The 16,086-nt window shown below is 68.6% G+C and carries 15 protein-coding genes and 2 tRNA genes; 9 read left to right on the plus strand and 8 right to left on the minus strand.

Translation table 11 applies throughout. The features are described 5' to 3' along the window. The first annotated feature begins 200 nt into the window (after positions 1–200). The gene (locus tag FHR38_RS12935) at positions 201–488 is read left to right on the plus strand and encodes a hypothetical protein (RefSeq protein WP_184534908.1); all 288 of its coding nucleotides are present in this window, start codon (positions 201–203) and stop codon (positions 486–488) included. Between the two features lie 37 nt (positions 489–525). Here the strand turns inward: FHR38_RS12935 and FHR38_RS12940 are convergent, their stop codons facing one another. Next, positions 526–1,269 carry an SDR family NAD(P)-dependent oxidoreductase gene (locus tag FHR38_RS12940; RefSeq protein ID WP_184534909.1) on the minus strand — a complete coding sequence of 248 codons (744 nt, stop codon included), beginning with the start codon at positions 1,267–1,269 and terminating at the stop codon, positions 526–528. Positions 1,270–1,591: 322 nt separating this feature from the next. Between FHR38_RS12940 and FHR38_RS12945 the strand changes: the two genes are divergently transcribed. The 3 genes from FHR38_RS12945 (at position 1,592) to FHR38_RS12955 (ending at position 4,039) form a co-directional block, all read left to right on the plus strand. Further along, on the plus strand, positions 1,592–2,215 hold the full coding sequence (locus tag FHR38_RS12945) for a TetR family transcriptional regulator (RefSeq protein ID WP_184534910.1): 624 nt from the start codon (positions 1,592–1,594) through the stop codon (positions 2,213–2,215). A 441-nt stretch (positions 2,216–2,656) separates the two neighbouring features. Next, on the plus strand, positions 2,657–3,049 hold the full coding sequence (locus FHR38_RS31580) for a hypothetical protein (RefSeq protein ID WP_221450233.1): 393 nt from the start codon (positions 2,657–2,659) through the stop codon (positions 3,047–3,049). Positions 3,050–3,556: 507 nt separating this feature from the next. Further along, positions 3,557–4,039 (plus strand): NUDIX domain-containing protein, encoded by a 483-nt coding sequence (locus FHR38_RS12955; RefSeq protein ID WP_312882083.1) that lies wholly within the window; start codon positions 3,557–3,559, stop codon positions 4,037–4,039. 51 nt (positions 4,040–4,090) lie between these two features. On the opposite strand, the gene FHR38_RS12960 is transcribed toward FHR38_RS12955, so the two are convergent. The 3 genes from FHR38_RS12960 to FHR38_RS12970 all read right to left on the minus strand — a co-directional run bounded on the left by FHR38_RS12960 (position 4,091) and on the right by FHR38_RS12970 (position 5,079). Continuing rightward, a complete protein-coding gene (locus FHR38_RS12960; RefSeq protein ID WP_246446481.1) occupies positions 4,091–4,558 on the minus strand; it encodes a hypothetical protein in 468 nt (155 codons plus the stop codon). 320 nt (positions 4,559–4,878) lie between these two features. After that, a tRNA-Arg gene (locus FHR38_RS12965) sits at positions 4,879–4,954 on the minus strand. Between the two features lie 35 nt (positions 4,955–4,989). Next, a tRNA-Ser gene (locus FHR38_RS12970) sits at positions 4,990–5,079 on the minus strand. A gap of 191 nt (positions 5,080–5,270) precedes the next feature. On the opposite strand from FHR38_RS12970, the gene FHR38_RS12975 reads away from it, so the two are divergent. Then, positions 5,271–6,515 (plus strand): hypothetical protein, encoded by a 1,245-nt coding sequence (locus tag FHR38_RS12975; RefSeq protein ID WP_184534911.1) that lies wholly within the window; start codon positions 5,271–5,273, stop codon positions 6,513–6,515. 19 nt (positions 6,516–6,534) lie between these two features. Here FHR38_RS12975 and FHR38_RS12980 read toward each other — a convergent pair whose 3' ends face one another. Beyond that, positions 6,535–7,266: a CPBP family intramembrane glutamic endopeptidase gene (locus FHR38_RS12980; protein WP_184539603.1), complete on the minus strand. Its 732-nt coding sequence runs from the start codon at positions 7,264–7,266 to the stop codon at positions 6,535–6,537. A gap of 153 nt (positions 7,267–7,419) precedes the next feature. Here FHR38_RS12980 and FHR38_RS12985 point away from each other — a divergent pair, with 153 nt between their 5' ends. Continuing rightward, a complete protein-coding gene (locus FHR38_RS12985; protein WP_184534912.1) occupies positions 7,420–8,535 on the plus strand; it encodes a globin domain-containing protein in 1,116 nt (371 codons plus the stop codon). 175 nt (positions 8,536–8,710) lie between these two features. Here the strand turns inward: FHR38_RS12985 and FHR38_RS12990 are convergent, their stop codons facing one another. Next, complete coding sequence (locus FHR38_RS12990; protein ID WP_184534913.1) at positions 8,711–10,231, minus strand: peptide deformylase; 1,521 nt, start codon at positions 10,229–10,231, stop codon at positions 8,711–8,713. Between the two features lie 519 nt (positions 10,232–10,750). Here FHR38_RS12990 and FHR38_RS12995 point away from each other — a divergent pair. After that, positions 10,751–11,473, plus strand: a complete 723-nt coding sequence (locus FHR38_RS12995; RefSeq protein WP_246447264.1) for an IucA/IucC family C-terminal-domain containing protein — start codon at positions 10,751–10,753, stop codon at positions 11,471–11,473. Between the two features lie 102 nt (positions 11,474–11,575). On the opposite strand, the gene FHR38_RS13000 is transcribed toward FHR38_RS12995, so the two are convergent. Next, a complete protein-coding gene (locus FHR38_RS13000) occupies positions 11,576–13,516 on the minus strand; it encodes a DUF6311 domain-containing protein (protein WP_246446484.1) in 1,941 nt (646 codons plus the stop codon). Between the two features lie 212 nt (positions 13,517–13,728). Between FHR38_RS13000 and FHR38_RS13005 the strand changes: the two genes are divergently transcribed. Then, positions 13,729–14,439, plus strand: a complete 711-nt coding sequence (locus FHR38_RS13005) for a class I SAM-dependent methyltransferase (protein ID WP_184534914.1) — start codon at positions 13,729–13,731, stop codon at positions 14,437–14,439. Between the two features lie 240 nt (positions 14,440–14,679). Here FHR38_RS13005 and FHR38_RS13010 read toward each other — a convergent pair whose 3' ends face one another. Continuing rightward, positions 14,680–15,222 (minus strand): YbhB/YbcL family Raf kinase inhibitor-like protein, encoded by a 543-nt coding sequence (locus FHR38_RS13010; RefSeq protein WP_184534915.1) that lies wholly within the window; start codon positions 15,220–15,222, stop codon positions 14,680–14,682. A gap of 131 nt (positions 15,223–15,353) precedes the next feature. Between FHR38_RS13010 and FHR38_RS13015 the strand changes: the two genes are divergently transcribed. After that, the gene (locus FHR38_RS13015) at positions 15,354–15,977 is read left to right on the plus strand and encodes a TetR/AcrR family transcriptional regulator (protein ID WP_184534916.1); all 624 of its coding nucleotides are present in this window, start codon (positions 15,354–15,356) and stop codon (positions 15,975–15,977) included. Positions 15,978–16,086 lie beyond the last annotated feature (109 nt).

A 16,086-nucleotide genomic window follows, 5' to 3' on the forward strand; every position in this document is an offset into this window, starting at 1 on the left:
GGCGCCCCGGTTCACCGCCAGCAGCACAATCAGTAATTAACGCGACCGGAGGGTGTCTGCGGCTGGGTGGCGTGCGGCGGTCATCGCGGGAAGGGCGGCGAAGCGCGGCGATGGCAAGCGGGACTCCGCACGCCGTGGTGAGCAGCCCGGACGTGGGTGCGTACCGAAGATCGCCGTTACCGAGGAATAGGAATAGTCCAATGTCGACGGGCGTTCCGGCGACGACGCCCGGGTATGGCGGGTGGCTGTGCTACCGCCAGGCCGGTGCCGGCGGCGGCGGCGGCGAGCCTGATCACGAGGTACTCGGCGAGGTGAACGGCGGCGATCATGGCGGGTCCGGCACCGACGGCCTTGAGCAGCTTCACCCGGCGACGCTGCGCCACCCGCAACCGCCGCCGAGAACGGTCTACAGCTACTCGCCAGCTGGTCCGTCACGGACCGGACAGGGGCAGGACGCGGAATCCGTCAGCAAGCCGCCAGCCCGGTAGCCCTTGACGGACCGCACCGGCCCCCGCCTGACGTTGTTCAGCGAAGCTGAACCCCGCCCCCATCGGCCATGAGCGTCTGACCCGTCATGTATTTGGAGTCGTCGCTGGCGAGGAAGGCAACGATCGGTGCGACATCCTCTTCGGGGTCGCCGAAGCGGCCCAGCGGGATTTTCCCGACCGACGCCGCATACAGCTCGGGAAAGGCCTCACGCCAGGCCTTCACCCCGCTGGTGAGGGCGGCCGGACTGACGACGTTGACGCGAATGTTCTCGTTGGCCCACTCGTTGGCGACCACCCGGGACAGCCCACGAATCGCCTCCTTGGCCGAGGCGTAGGAAGCCTGGGTCACCTGGCCGAGAAGTCCGGCACCGGAGGCGAAGTTCACCACCGAGCCACCTTGCTTCCTCAGCTCCGGATAGGCGGCGAGCATGAACCTCTTCGTAGCCTCGAAGCCGGTCCCGAAAGACAGTGCCCACTGGTCGTCGGTGAGGTCGGTGAACGGTGCCTGCCGGGAGGCATGCGCGTTGTTGATCAGGGTGGTCAGCAGACCGAACCGCTCCACGGCGATGCTCACCGCCCGGGGTGCGATGTCAGGGTCGCGGACGTCCCCGTGCAGGAACGCCACCCGCTCACCCAATTCGGCGGCAAGGGCGTTGCCGGCCTCGGGATTCGTGTCCACCGCGACGACCTTGGCACCGCGACGTACGAAGACCCGGGACACCGCACCACCGATGCCGGTTGCGCCACCGGTGACGATGGCGACCTTGCCATCGAGCTGCATAGTCGATTCCTTTCGTTGAGCTACCGCCACCCACGGTCCAGTACTACCGCGCGATAAAATGCGGTATTTTCGTAGTTAATCACGAATGGCCGGATACGCCTGGCCTATACGGATGCAAGGAGCAGTTCAGCCTGCAAGGTCGTCGCCTACCGATGCCGGACCCGCCCGCGTGGCGAGAACTCCGTCTGTCCCCACACGCCGCATGCCGACTCCTTCCGTCGGGGGCTCCGCGCCTGCTGTAGAAGCATCCGCCGAGGCAACCGCGATGGCAGCCTATGCCAAGCTGGCACTTCATGCCAAGGCTGGCTCGTAGACTGGCTCCGTGACGAGCGTCAACCTCACCGAACGCCGTAAACAGGCCACCCGGCTGGAAATCGCCCGGGCTGCGGCCCGGTTGTTCGCGCAGCGTCAACCTCGCGATGTGACCGCCGAGGAACTGGCGACCGCCGCGGGGGTCTCCCTCCGTACGTTCTTCCGCTACTGCCCGACCAAAGAGGATGCGATCGAGCCTCTCGTGGCCGCGGGAGGCACCGCCTGGATCGCCGCGTTCCGGGCCGCACCCCCGGACCTGCCACTCGGGGAGGCCCTCAGTCGTACCGCCGTCGCCGCGCTGACACCCGGCACCGACAACCGCATGTCCGAGGACCAACGAGCGCTGCTGCGCATCACCATCGACGACTCCTGCCTTCGACGGGTATGGCAGCAGGTCAACTTCGACTGTGAGCGGGAACTCGCCATCGCGATACGCGAGCGGCTGGGGCACGGGCCCAGCGACCTGGAAGTACGACTGTGGGCCGCGGCCACCACTGCCGCCATCCGGGTATCACTCGAACACTGGGCGTGCGACGACTCGACGTCGGTGTTGTCCCCCGCCGAAATCGTCGTTCATGCGATGACCGCGTACACCCGGGGACTGCCGGGTTACCCCTCGGATGGCCCGCCATGATCGAGATACCAGCACCGGCAGGGATGCGGTGATCGCCTCACTCGACTCTTCCTCGCCTTGACATTCAGCACCGGAGGGCAGCCGACACGGTCGGGGAGCTATTGAACCTGCTGACCGTCGGACACCCGCCCGAGTTGGCCCGGAGCCGTCTACTTGCCGTGCTCGCCCACTCCGAGCCCAGCCGGTCCACGGTCCGGCCCCCGCCCCGGTCCACGGTCCGATCCCCGGCCCGGTCGACCGCCCGCCCAGCCGGCCGAGGCGGTCAGCCGCCGGTCGCCGCCGGTACGCCGTGCGCCTGGACGAAGGGTTGCTTGAGGTGTGCGGTGGCGAGCAGGGCCCGACGACGACCTGCCTCGGCCAGCAGTGCCCGTCGGCTGCGCCGAGCGGCGTCCGAGTCGCCCTCGAACCGGTAACCGACGTCGGGTTTACGAGCTGCACCGTGTGCACCAACACGTCACCGGTGATCGCGATCTGCCGCTGGCCGTGCTCGACGAGCACCGACTGGTGACCGGGAGTGTGACCGGGGGTGGGGACGACCCGGACCGTGCTGCCACCCCGACCCCTGGCGCCACCGATGAGCGCGGTCGCACCGTCCACCTCATGCAGTTGTCCGGCCCGCCGCAATGGCTCGACAAGGTAGTCCAGCATGGCGTCAGCACCGGCTTCCAGGGCCGCGACCTCGGTGTGCTGGAGCACGTAGCGGGCATTCGGAAAGGCGGGTGCCCCGAGGTCCAGGTTCCACCTGCCGTCCGGTCCGAACGCGGTGTGCGGCGGCACGAAGAACTCGTCCGGCAGAACGGTGCGCGCATGGACGAGCGCGCCGACGGACGATGAGGTTCTGAATCTCGACTAGCACCGCATCAGCGACCCTGTGCTGTGGTGCGGTGACGCGTCGTCCGGATTCCGCCCGGGGCCCTCACGCCGACACCGAAGCTGTTCTTCACCCCCGCAGAACCCGTCCCACTATCTCGGACTTGAGGGCCGACTCGGGACGCCATGATCAAACCAATGCGGACACAACAAACCTTTTACGGACCGGGTCGGACCTGAGGGACGTTTGCTCGCCGCACAAGCACCCACCGACAGCCGGCCGTCCACAAGGTACGAAAACTTCAGGGGCCGGACCCGCGTTTCCGCAGATCAGGCCACTGACGATCTTGCGAGCCCGAAGACACTCGAACCCTACGTCCCTACGCGACATCCTTCTGACAAAAGGGCAAAAGGTTCCACCTGACGCGACGCATCGTGTCTGCGGTGCGCCGCCACGGACTGGCTCGCCCTGCCAGTGTTGGACCGCCGGAGGTGACGTGCCGGGCCGGCTGGCGCGGGTAGCCTGCGGAGGTGAGCACACCGTCCGGCGACTACACGGCAACGCTTCCACGCAAGCGCATGGGCGCGGCAGTTCTGTTCACCGACGCTGGCGGGCGGGCGTTGCTGGTCGAGCCCGTCTACAAGAACTACTGGGAGATCGTCGGCGGGTGCGTTGACGCGGATGAGTCCCCTCGGCAGGCGGCGGTCCGCGAGGTGAAGGAGGAACTGGGCAAGTCGATCGTGCCCGGCCGGCTGCTGGTGACCGACTGGGTGCCGCCCCGGCCGGGCCGCACCGAGGGGGTCATGTTCGTCTACGACGGCGGCGCCCTCGATGAGGTGGGCACGGCCGACATTCACCTGCCGCCGGAGGAGCTCAGCAGTTGGGCTTGGTGCACGGAGGAGCAGATCCGGGAGCGGATGTCGGAGTTGCTGGCACGCCGGGTCATCGCTGCGCTGCGGGCCAGGGCCGAGGGCACGATGGTCGATCTGGAGAACGGCTTCCACATGCACTGATGTGCGTCGGCGGCGCGCTTCCCTGGTGAGGAGGGAGCGCCGCCTGGCTGTTCAGGCCGCTTTGTCGTAGCGGTCGGTGGCCGCGATGCCGGGCCGGACGGGCACCGCAGGGGTGACCAGGTCAGTCAGGAGGGTGGCACCACTGGAGCAGTAGAGGCTGTCGTGGATGCCGTCGGCGTACAGCAGTCCGGTCAGGTCGGCGCGGGCCTTGGCGACCGGGTGGGCCCGCTGGAATTTCGCCGCGCCGATCAACGGCGCGAGGTCTGCCACTGCGCTGTCGCGCACCCGGGGCAGCATCCCGACCCGGGTCTTGGCGGCCAGGGCATCGGTGACCAGGGTGTGCACCCCGGCGGCGACGCCCAGTGCGGTCGCGGTGACCAGCGGCCGGAACCGGGCGAAGTGCCGCCGGAACACCCCGAGGCCGTCACCGGTGCGGCCGACCAGCTCTCCCGCAACAGCCACAGCCTGCCAGGCAGGCGTGAGTTCGCCGGCCGCGTCGGCGTGCTCTGACTGCCTCACGCCACTGGCATCCACTCACGCCAAGCTAGGGACGGCCCGTCAGGGGTTGTCTGCCAACGCTGAGAAAAAGCTCTTCGTTCGGTAGGGCGGCTTGCGGCGAGCGCTCAGCAGCCGCTGTCGACCCTCTGATCACTAGCCACTGCACCCCGTACCAGTTCCGCCACCGCCTGACCGCCGAGACACCGCCCGAGGGATGCGACGGCCAGAAAAAACCCTCTGACCTGCCCAAGCATGGGTCAAACGTGGGCTGCGGCCGCATCCCACACGTGCCCCACATAAAAGCAGGGAATATAGCCAGTCGGCTATATTCCCTGCTTTAGTGGTGCGCCCGAAGGGACTCGAACCCCTAACCTTCTGATCCGTAGTCAGATGCTCTATCCATTGAGCTACGGGCGCAGCTGCTGGGCCAGTCTACACACCGACCTCTAGCGCGGAGACTCCGGGATTCGAACCCGGGTGGGGCTTTAAGACCCCTCCGCATTAGCAGTGCGGCGCCATAGACCAGACTAGGCGAAGTCTCCTCGGTGGCCTGTAGACCACCGCCGGTCGAGAATACATGGACCCGGCGGTCGGGGGCAAAGCAGCTACCCAACGACCTCACGAACGTCGTCGGACTGGCGTGACGCAGATCGCAAGACCTCTTGAGCAACCGCACCTCCGTCGATGCCCCACGAGGTGAGAACAGCCACCCACCCGACTAGGCTCCCTGGTCATGGAGGAGCAGCCGGCCACCGAGCCATCGCGAAACCGCCAGCCACGGTCGAAGTCGACACCTCGTACGCGTCCCGGCGAGGCGGGCTTCGAGCCGGGTTCCGGGTCGGCATCAGCCACACCGGCGAAATCGACCCCACCAGCGAAAGCGGTTCCCCGGTCCCGATCCGGCAAGACGGCACCGTCGGTGATCTTCCAGCCGCCCACCGAGCAGGCTGGGCCGTCCGTAACCGAGCAGGCCGGGCCGTCCGTAACCGAGCAGGCCGGGCCGTCCGTAACCGAGCAGGCCGGGCCGTCCGTAACCGAGCAGGCCGGGCCGAGCCCCAGCGAGCCGGGCGGCACACCCCGGACGACACCCCGGAAGCGGACGAGCAAGACTGCGGCCGCCGGAGGTCGGACGACCGGCAAGACCATCGGAGGGCGGACAACCGGCAAGACCGCCGCGACCGCCGGGGCCACGGCCGAACCGCTCGACTCGCCACCGCTCGACTCGACTCCCAGCAAGCAAGCCGCCCGCAAGGCGACCTCCGCCACACAGGCAAAGCCGCGCAAGACGGCCACCGCAAAGCCACCCGCCACGCCAACCGACGACCGCACCGACGACCGGCCAACGACAGCTACACCGGTCACGGCACGGATCATCCTGACGCACCCGGGCTACGCCCCGGAACTGCTGGCCACCGCCGCTGTCGAATCGCTCGGACCAACTGCCGCAGCCTGGGCTCGACGTACCCGGTCGACCTATCCGACCGCGTCCCCGGCGGGGCTGGCCCGGTTGGCGACCCAGCGGTTCGTCCGGTCGGCCAGCATCGGCGGAGTGGTCTCCATCACCGCCGCCGGTCTGCTCGCCCCGCTCGCCGAGCTGGCCACCGTCTCCTGGGCCCAGGCTGCCCTGGCTCTGCACCTGGCTGCCGCGTACGGGCACGATCCGGCCCACCCGGACCGGGCCGTCGACCTGCTGGTGCTGACCCAGGTGCATCCGGACGACGAGAGTGCCCGGGTCGCCCTGGCCGCCAGCCGCCAGGCGGGCCCGGAGGGCGAGCTGCCGGCGTACCGGATCATGGAGGCCGCGTGGCGACTCGCCGCGCCGCTCGCTGCCCAGACCGGTGGCTGGCTGGCACTGCGCCTGGCTGCGCGGCTGCTGCCCGGCGCGGCGGCCCTGGCCGTCGCGGCTGGGGACGCGGCGATGACCCAACGGCTCGCGGCACGGGCGGTGGCCCGCTACCGGCCCCACCGGCACCCCTGAACCACATCGCCGCACCGGTTCACAGCCAGTCGAACCATTCCCGGGGCAGCAGCGCGTAGCCGACGAACGCCACGACGTCCAGCAGGGTGTGCGCGACGACCAGCGGCAACACCCGACGGGTACGCAGGAAGAACAGCGAGAAGACGAGGCCCATCACCACGTTGCCGACGAACGCGCCGAACCCCTGGTAGAGGTGGTAGCTACCGCGCAGCACCGCGCTGGCGGCGATCACCGCGCCGACCCGCCAGCCCAGTTCCCGCAGCCGGGTCATCAGGTAGCCGACGACGATCACCTCTTCGAGGATGGCGTTCTGTGCGGCGGCAAGGATCAGCACCGGTACCGCCCACCACAGCTCCGGCAGTTTCGCCGGCACCAGGCTGGCGTTGATCCCGAGCTGCGCGGCGACCCAGAACAGCGCGATCCCGGGCAGTCCGATCGCGGCGGCCAACGCCGTACCCCAGGCCAGGTCGCCACCGGGCCGCCGGACGTCCAGGCCGAGCGTCCGTCGCGCCTTGCCGTTCTCGCGGTTGAGCAGGTGTACGGCGAGCAGCACCGGCACCAACGCAAAGATGATCTTCAGTAGCTGGTACGTCAGGTCCAGCCAGGGCCGGGCCGACTGCGATGCGTTCATGGTGGCGGTCTGCTCGCCGAGCGGCCGCTCGGCGGTCATCCGGGCGATGATCGCCACGATGGCGTAGACCGCCGACTGTCCGAGGGACACGCCGAGGACCAGCAGCACCTCGGCACGCATCGTCCTACGGGGCAGCAGCGGAGCCTGATCAACCGTCACCCGAACACTCTGCCTGACCCGACCGCACCGCTGAAGTGTCCAACCGCTCGACTCCCGTCCCGGGTCGCACAATCTGTACGACACGACGTGACGCGGAATGTGCACGCTGTGCACATGGACAACCTCGGGCGTCTGTTGAAGGAGAGCTGGGTCCTCGTCGAGGAGCAGCGAGAGAAGGTATCCGGCTACTTCTACGCACGGATGTTCCTGACCGAGCCCCGACTCCGCGACCTCTTTCCGGTCCAGATGGCCGGGCAACGGGACCGACTGCTCGAATCGATCCTGACCGCGATGCAGACCATCGAGGATCCCGAACGGCTGGACGAGTACCTCCGCTCCCTCGGGCGGGACCACCGCAAGTACCACGTCCGCCCGGAGGACTACGACATCATGGGGGACGCGCTGCTGGACGCGTTCCGTACCTGCGCCGGGGACGAGTGGACCGTCGAGTACGACCAGGCGTGGCGTGACGCGTACCGGGTGATCGCCGATCGCATGCTCGCCGGGGCGGCCAGCGACGACAACCCGCCGTTCTGGCATGCCGAGGTGCTCACCCACGAACGACGTGGCCCGGACATCGCCGTCTTCACCTGCCAGCCACTACAGCAGCCACTGCCCTACAAGGCCGGCCAGTACGTCAGCCTCGAAGCGCCCCGCTACCAGCCGCGCCTGTGGCGTACGTATTCGATCGCCAACGCGCCCAACGACGAGAACACCCTGGAGTTCCACGTACGGAGTCTCGGCGCGGGGTGGCTCTCCGGGGCGTTGGTCCGCCGGGTCAAGCCGGGCGACCTGCTCCGGGTCGCCGCGCCGATGGGTTCGATGACCTTGGACCAGACCTCCAAGCGGGACGTGTTGTGCGTGGCCGGCGGGGTCGGGCTGGCCCCGATCAAGGCGTTGATCGAGGAGCTGACCCGGTACAACCGCACCCGCTGGGTGCATGTCTTCTACGGCGCGGATCGGGGCGAGGACCTGTACGCCCTGGCCGAGCTGCTCGACCTCGCCGATGGTCACCCCTGGCTGTCGGTCATCCCGTGCTGTGGTGACGATCCGGAGTTCCCGGGCGAGCAGGGCAACGTCGTCGAGGTGATGACCCGCTACGGCCCGTGGACCTCGCACGACTGTTTCGTTTCCGGCTCGGCGGCGATGGTCCGGTCCACCCTGCGTGCGTTGGCCGAGGACGAGGTGCCCCCGACCAACATCAGGTACGACACCTTCGGCGAGGTGTAGTCGTCGACCTCGCCCCACACTGACCCGCCTCCCCCCAAAAAAAGGCCGGGTCTCGTGCCTCGCCTCCTCGGGGCACGAGACCCGGTCCCCGTCTTCCTCGGGCCCGGGTACCGTCGACCGTGAGGCCGGTCTCCGTCGACCGTGGGGCAGATCCCCGTCGAACGTAGGGGTCCGGCTAGTAGTGCCAGGGGACGCCGGTCTCCCGGTATTCCTCGACCGGGACGAGCGGCACGCCGGGGGCCATCCGGTCGACGTACAGCCGACCCTCCAGGTGGTCGATCTCGTGGGCGACCAGGCGGGCCATGGCGAACTCGAACGAGGTGATGACCCGGCTGCCGTCCCAGTGCGCGTGCTCGACGTCGAGACGCAACGGTCGGGGCACCAGTCCCCGTTCGTCGAAGAAGGACAGGCAGCCCTCGTACTGCTCGTCGGTTTCGGGAGCCCCGTCGACCACCCTCGGATTGAGCAGTACGACCGGCTCCGCGTCCCGGTCGGGTGGCCGCACGACGACGGCGGCCCAGGAGAGGCCGATCTGTGGGGCGGCGAGCCCGACCCCCTTGCTGAACGGGTGCAGCTCGTCGATTCGCGTCAGCGCCGCCCGGAGCCGGGCGACCACGTCGCGGGCGGTGGCCCCGTCTCGGGGGAGGTCGAAGTGGCGGGCGGGTTGGCGGAGCAGGTCGGCTCCGCGCTGGACGATGCCGGCCGAACGCATCCGATCACTGGCCTTGGCCTCGGGTGCGGTCAGTGCCTCCGGGCTGGTCGGCGGAGGCACCTTGAACCGCCATTCGAGGCGGTAGCGGGCGTTCAGTGACGGGTTCTCGGTGGACCACTCGAACTGCGCCCGGCCGTCCTCGTCGTACCGGTTGATCGGCGTACGTAGTGGGCCTTCCTCGGCCGACATGGAGGTCTCCACCCCCCACACGTGCGGCTCCAGTTCGAGCGGCAGGTCGAGCCGGACGGTGAGCTGCCGGGTGGGCAGCCGTACGGCCCGTTGGAACCACTGCCCCCACTTCTCGTGACCGACCGTGTAGGCGTATTCGATGGTCACGCGCTGCCCGGGGTAGAGGGGGAAGCGGCCCTGGGTGTTCTCGAAGAGCAGCCACACCTCCTTGAACGCGTCCCGGTCGTGCTTCTTACGCCACTCCATCGGCTCCCGGGTGCCCTCGTTGTCGCAGTACGCCTGTAGGTCCAGTTCGGCGAAGGTCAACGGGTGTTCCCGGTGGTGCCGGTTGGAACGGCCGGGGTCACTGGGGTAGCGGTCGACGGCGACCCGGGCCAGGTATCGACTGACCGGATCGGTGCCGGCGTTGTACAACGCCCGGCGGATGACGCACCGGTAGGAGTTCTCCTGGTAGGTGAGGGTGGCCAGTTCGTGTTCGACGATGAGGCCGGCGCCGGGGGGCAACCACTGTTCGGGTACGGGCGGGTCCCGGCGGGCGACGGAGCGGGCGTGCCGCAGGTCGTCGTACTCCTGGAAGCGCTGCCAGATGGCACCGGCCGCTTTGAGGACCGCGTCGGCGCGGCGGGCGAAGTCCTCGGTGGGTCGATGGCGGCGGCCTTCGACGTGACTGACGTAGGACGGGTCGAAACCCATCTGGGCGGCTAGTTGCTTCTTGGTCATGCCCTGCTCGACACGCCGACGGGAAAGTTCGGCCGCGAACGAGTCGGCAGCCCGTTCGATGGGCGAGGTCGTCATGGGGGTCCTCATGGCCGGGAGTTTCAGTCTGCCCTTCAAGTCGCCCATCTAGGCACAAGTGCCACATTCACGACATTCACCTTGACATTCAGCTATTATCGTCGATCCTACCGTGAGCCGCGACCGGGTTTCACGTTCAGCAAACCAACGCACATCACCCCAACCACCCCCATCCGGTGGGTGACGCAACACACCCCATATCCGCAGCCAGACGCACTTGACCGACACCTTCCATGGTTAGGCTAACCTTAGTGTTAAGGTGACTGTCGGTACGCGGAATTGTTGGCCCACTCGATGCATTCGGGCCGCTATCAAGGGGAACGGGGTCGGGGTGACAGCGACCAACCAGGGACGGAACCCGACGGGCTACCAGCCCGCTCCGGATCTGCGCCCAGCGCTCGACCACACCACCGTCGGTTACCCCGCCGTCCGGTTCGGCGGCCGTCCGTGACCGCCGCGCTCGACCAGAGCAGCCGCATCGCCGGCCCGTTGGCCCCGGTGACCGCGACCCTGCGGACGATGTTCGGCACCGACGACCTACCCGGTCTGGCGCCCGGCCTACTGGTCGACGATCCCGCCGGCTGGCTGTCGGCCACCGAACTCGTCGACGGCTCCCGCCTACCCAAACTGCTCGACGCCGCCACCAACACCTGGAACGCGGCTCCGCATGCCGCCGCCGCGCTGGCCTGGAAGTCGTACACCTACTGGTTGGCGCTGCCCACCGTACTGGGCTGGGCCTCCGCCCGCCGAGTGCCGCTGCCCCGGCCGTCGGACGTGCTGGTCGACCTCGGCGACCACCGGCCACTACTCGCCATCGGGCTGCGCCCCGCCACCACGGTCGCCGTACTCCCCAGCGACCCGCTGGCTCTTGCCGGGCTGCCGGAGGTCCGGGTCGTCGCCGACGAGGCGGAACTGCTCGACACCCTGCGCACGGCCCTGCTCGACGAGCACCTTTCCCCGCTCCTCGACGCCATCCAGGCGCGAGTCCGGGTCGGTGCCCGTACGCTGCTGGGTTCGGTCGCGTCCGGCGTGGCGAACGGGATCCTGCGCGCCGCCGATGCCCTGCCCGGATCCTCGACGCAGAACATCGGCACGCTGTTGTCCGCGCTCGGCGTGGACGACCTGATCGAGTTGACCACCGGGCCGAACGGCGGGCTGACCGTGCAGCGCAAGACCTGCTGCCTGGCGTTCACCCTGCCCCAGCCGAAGTACTGCGCCGGCTGCTGCATCCGCCCGTCCTGACCCCGCCGGGCCACCCAACCTGTAGCCGGGCCACCCAACCTGTAGTCGGGCCACCCGACCCGTAGGAAGAGAGGCAGTTCTCCGACCAGCAGGAAGGCTGCCTCACCCGACCAGCGGGCGGACGTCCCACACCCACACTCCGCCGGTCCGCTTCGGCTCGATGCCGGTCAGCTCGGTCATCCCCCGCCGGAACGCGTCCTCATGCCGGTGCGGGGCCAGAACCACCACCCCGGCCCGCCAGTACCTCAGATCCTCGACCGCCTCTGCCCGCCGTCGCGCGTCGACCGGGGGCACCTTGCCGCTGCGCCGGATCGTGTTGAAGAAGGCGTTGGTAGGCCGGTCGGGGCCACCGAACCGCGCCACCCGGTCTCCGGAAGCGTCGCCATGGCGACCCGGGCCGAGGAAGTAGCCCCGGGCCAGTCGCAGTTCCAGCCCGGTCTCCGCGGACCAGCGCAGCGGGTCCGGGTAGGTGCTGGCCGGCAACGGCAGGGTGACCATCGACCGGTCACCGGCGACGTACTCGCGCCAGGCCCCGGAGGAGATGAACTCGGGCGTGGGCGTGATCCGGGTCGACGGCACCGGGGTCGGCGCGTTGGGCAACAACGCCATGACCGTCACCGTCACCGCGGCGAACCGGATCTGCCCGGCCGACGCCGGATGCTGCCGGGTCAGCCGGGCGATGCGGTCCCCGCCGAGCGCGAGCAGGATCCCGACGACGGGGGTGGTCGCCAGGGCCCAGCGGGTGGGGACGGCCGAGTCGAACACCGGCAGCCCGCCCAGCAGGCGCCACGGGCCAGGAATCCCGGTCGACCGACCCTCGAACAGGATCGTCGGCCCCAACGACAGCAATGCGAAGATCAGTCCGGCAACGGCCAGGCCGATCACCGCCGCGTTGCGGCGGAGCCACCACACCAGGGCCCCCACCAGTACGACCAGCGGCCAGCCGAAGAAGGCGTTCTCCTCGCTGGGGTTCTGGGCCAACCGCCGGGCGGTCTCGGGATGGCCGGCGATCGACTCTCGGGAGAAGGCCACGAAGGAGGCCAGGTCGGCACCGTACTCCCGGATGTCCCTGGGCAGCCCGTGGTAGGCCTGCGGACCGAAGAACTGGACGTAGAGGGGGTAGGCGAGCAGCACCACGGCGACCCCGGCGGCGATCCCCAGCCCGGCCAGGAAGGGGCGATGCTCGCACCGCAGTCCGGGGCGTAGGACGGCCAGCACCACCACCACGATGCCGAGGCCGATCGCGGTCATCAGCAGGACCTCAAGGTTGATGAACGCCTGCCAGACGATCAGCAGGCCGAGCAACACCCCGTTGCGGGCCCAGCGGCCAGGCTGCCGCAGCCGCAGCGTCCGCCAGATGATCAGGGGTACGAGGAACTGCGCCACGATGTTGGGGTGGCCGTTGGCGTGCGAGACCATGCTCGGCGCGAAGCCGCAGAACAGCGCGCCGACCCAGGCCGCGACCCGGGAGCCGACCAGGTGCCGGGAGAGCACGAAGTACCAGGTGCTCGCGGTGACGATCAACGCGAGGGTGAGGAAGACGTTGAAGGCGACGCGCGGCCCGAAGGCCAGGGTCACCGGGGTCATCGGGATCGAGATGGCCAACACGGAGGTGTTCGCCATCAGGTTGACCCCGTCCGGGACGTTCATCTGGTCGGAGACGAACGGGTTGGTGGGGCCGGTGACCACCCGGGCGCCGTGCGCCATCATCCACTCAAAGAACGCCTGGTCGGCCAGGTTGTCGCGTAGTCCGTGGCTGGGTTGCCGCCAGATTTGGGCGGTGACCCACAGGCCGAGTACGACGAAGCTCAGGATGGCGGCGAGGTCCGGCAGCCAGGCATGTCGGAGCCATCGGCGGGATCTGGCCGTGGCGGGCCCCTCGGCAGATGGATCGGCGGGCCCCTCAGCAGATGGATCAGCCAGATCTTGGGCTGAATTGTTATCGTCCGCACGCTTGCCAGCCGACGCCGTCGATCGAATACCATCCCCGACAGGTGGCGGCTCCCTGGACGAGCCGTCGGCTCCTATACGAGAAGTAGTCATGATGACTCGGACCGTAGCGGAGCGTGATCGACCTGGAAGCCATTTGCCAGCAACGGCGAAGTCTGTCCGGAAACGTCCCTGAGGCGAACCCGGTATTCTGAGAATCATTCACATTCAGCCCCACCGGTGCCCCGATTTCCCTACCGTCGTCGTAGATGGTTCACTCTGTCGGTCGAGGTGCAGGTCGAGTTCAGATCGTGAGGAATCGACGCATGGTAGAGATCACTGGGGATCAGCGGGTGCAGTCGGAGGTCCTTGAAGGGCTCGCGACAGCGGTCAACCACCGGCGATGGTTCGTCGAGTTGGCCATCCCGTACCTCGGTGACAACCCCATCGAAATCGGCAGCGGCCTGGGCGACTACGCCCTGGAATGGGCCCCCCACTTCGAGCGGTTCACCGCCACCGAGGCCGACCCCGACCGGCTGGTCGCACTGAAGGAGCGGCTCGCCGACCACCCCAAGATCGAGGTACGGCAGATGCTGCTGCCGCACTCCGAGCGGGGCGACTACAGTGCCGCCGTCTCCTACAACGTCCTCGAACACATCGAGGACCACGTCGACGCGCTGCGCAGCATGCGTGACCTCGTCCGTCCCGGTGGGGCCATCGTCCTGATCGTGCCGGCATTCCAGTTCGCGATGAGCCCGGCGGACATCGCCACCGGCCACGTCCGCCGCTACACCAAGAAGACCATGGCGGCCGCGCTGACCGAGGCGGGCCTGCAGATCGAGAAGCTGCACTACGCCAACGCACTCGGCCTGATCGGCTACTTCATGGCGACCAGCGTCTTCCGCCTGATGCCCAAGGAAGGGCCGATGGTGAAGATCTACGACAGCCTCGTGCTTCCGGTCACCAAGGCGGCCGAGCAGGTCGTCCGCCCGCCGTTCGGCCAGTCCGTCTTCGCCGTGGCCCGGGTCCCCGACTGATCTCGCACTGACACCCACCACCCTCCGCCCGCGGGCCGGTTGCACCCACCACCCCACCACCCTCCGCCCGCGGGCCGGTTGCACCCACCACCCCACCACCCTCCGCCGGTGGGCCGGTCGCACTCACCACCCCACCGCCCGCCGGCACCGCGGACCAGCCGCGATGCCGGCGACGACCGGCAAGATCCACCGCTTGACCTGACCGGCAGAAGGGTCACTGCGTGATCTGACCAGCGGGGGTCACTGCGCGATCTGGTACGTCGGGCGGATCACCGCCCGAGCCAGCGTGTGGAAGGTCAGGTTGAACCCGACGTACGCGGCCGTCGAGTTGGGCGTGACGTCGAGACGTTCCGTGTCCAACGCGTGCACCGCGAAGACGTACCGGTGCGGCCGGTCACCGGCCGGCGGAGCCGCACCGCCGTACCCCTCCACCCCGTAGTCGTTGCGTACGCTGAACGCGCCGCCCACCCCCGGCGCGGGCGTACGGCCGGCACCCCGGTCCAGTTCCGTGACGTTCACCGGGATGTTGACCAGCACCCAGTGCCAGAACCCACTGCCGGTCGGCGCGTCCGGGTCGAAGCAGGTGACCGTGAAGCCACGGGTCGCCTCCGGGAAGTCCGACCAGGCCAGCTGGGGTGACCGGTTCGCGCCACCGACGCTGTCGTGGGCGAACTCCAGGTCCATCGGCTCGCCGTTGCGGACGTCGTCACTGATCAACGTGAACGACGGTACGGGCGGCAGCATCTCGTACGGGTCGGGCGCGATCGGTCGATCAAGGAACATCGGGTGTCCTCTCCAAGACGTCTGACTCGTGCTCTTTCTACCCCGTCAGCCTCGTAACGTGCGCCAGCTCACTTCGTTGCAGCCTATGAAAGTTTGCGGGGCCAGAAAGATCGGCGGTAGCGTGCAACACGATGACCATGGAGCAGGATGCCGTCGTGGGGCGTCGGGACCGCAAGAAACAGCAGACCCGAGCCGCCCTCACCATGGCTGCGCTACGCCTGGTCGCCGAGCGGGGTATGGATGCGGTCACCGTGGAGGACATCAGCGACGCCGCCGACGTCTCCGCACGGACGTTCTTCAACTACTTCGCCTGCAAGGACGACGTACTCACCAGCAACAGCGATCGTCAGGCCAAACAGTTCCTGAAACTGCTGACGGCCATCCCGGCGGACGTTCCGACGACGGAGGCCGTCCGCCGCGCGCTTGGCGCGGCCCTACAGGAGGTCCAGACCGAACACGAGATGTGGCTCCTGCGGATGCGAGTCGTCGAACGCAACCCCTCGCTACTCCCCCGGCTCGTGGCCAGCGGCAAGGAGACCGAGCGGGAGATAGTCGAAGCCATCGCCACGCGGGTCGGCGTCGACCCGGACACCGACAGCTACCCACTGCTCGTCACAGGCATGATCAGTGCCGCCTGCCGTACGGTGATGACCTGCTGGGTCGCCAGCCACGGCGCGAAGTCCCTCACCGAACTGGTCGACGAGGTCTTCGCCGCGCTCGCCGCCGGGCTACCCGACCCCCGTCCCACCGTGTGACCGGCTTGATCCGGTAGTCCCCGCCGATCGACGTCGGCGGCCCCAGCCCATCGACAGCCACCACATATCCGTTGGTGGCTGAGTCGACCCGCCCATGTAAGCACCACAA

Source organism: Micromonospora polyrhachis (assembly GCF_014203835.1).
Taxonomy (GTDB): Bacteria; Actinomycetota; Actinomycetes; order Mycobacteriales; family Micromonosporaceae; genus Micromonospora_H; species Micromonospora_H polyrhachis.